The sequence below is a fragment of the Vibrio sp. Vb1026 genome (assembly GCF_033338745.1).
In the GTDB taxonomy this organism is placed as follows: Bacteria; Pseudomonadota; Gammaproteobacteria; order Enterobacterales; family Vibrionaceae; genus Vibrio; species Vibrio alginolyticus.
Map to the genome: position 1 here is coordinate 1 of NZ_JAWOTH010000167.1, position 1115 is coordinate 1115.

General features: G+C 41.3%; 1 pseudogene. It reads left to right on the plus strand.

The features are described from left to right. A pseudogene (locus R7E47_RS25030) lies at positions 1 to 881 on the plus strand (hypothetical protein); the annotation flags it as partial. Positions 882 to 1115 lie beyond the last annotated feature (234 nt).

The following is a 1115-nucleotide window of genomic DNA, read 5'->3' on the forward strand; positions in this document are numbered from 1 at the left end:
CCGACCATCCTTTGGTCGGTGACATTGTGTATCGCCTCGAAACCACACAAAACCTTGGCGGTATCGCGTACGCGTATGAAGTGGTGTATTGCGAAGCATTTCAGTTTGAAAACGAAGAAGTGTACTTTGCCGCCTCCAACAACAAGCGGTTATGCCCAGAAAAGGGAGCACTAAAAAAAGTGGGCCATTATAAAATCAGTGATGACTCGTTGATTGTTAGCGCAAATGGTGCTCGTCAAATCTGGACCACCAAAAAGGTGTACCCATCTCAGGTTCATAAAGAGACTCAGAACTATTTCACCACCGTGTTTGATGGCAAACAATTCGAAAGCTATACCATGCAAAAGAACAAGCAATCGATGGAAAAACGCATCAACGCACCGACAGGACGATATTTATACCAGATATCCTTTTTTGACTATTTGCTACCTCGCCCAAACGGCGATTATCTCGTGGCTGAAATTGGCAATTATATTTATCACCATGGAACTCAAGTCATTGGGCCTCATGGTGAAAGCATCGATTCCGATCTCAACTTACGCACTTACAATCCAAACTTGTATTGTGCTGATGTCGCCATCTGGTATGGCAGCCATGTCATTGCTGGTCAAGGAGACTATCAGGTCGACATCATCTCCGATCCTAACCCCTACGATCCGACTTACCTAATAGACTGCTACGAATACATTAGTAACCCCACGACCAGACAACAATCGTTAGCATTTGATCTGAGCTACTCGCCTTACGACGAACTACTTGATGGCGAGGTGTACAGCTACATTTTGCGTCCAAAGCCTGAACTGGCTGATCGCGTTGAAGAATTTAAAATCAATATGATTTATCACAGCCCAAAGCCGTTACGCTCAAGCAACAAAAAATAACCACTTAAAATACATAATGTTATTTTGACCATTAAATCACTAAAAACAAAAAGTGGAACCGTGATCAAAGTCTCATTTCCTTCCTCATCGACAAAAAACTCAAATAAATTTTACGGGTTTTATGCGGTTTTTCGTGTCTTGATTTCTCCTAACCAAAGTCCTAAAAGTGACTCATTTATAAGAAAGTAAACCTTAGTGTTAGTTTTAGTAATTGAAAATAAAAGATAACTAACC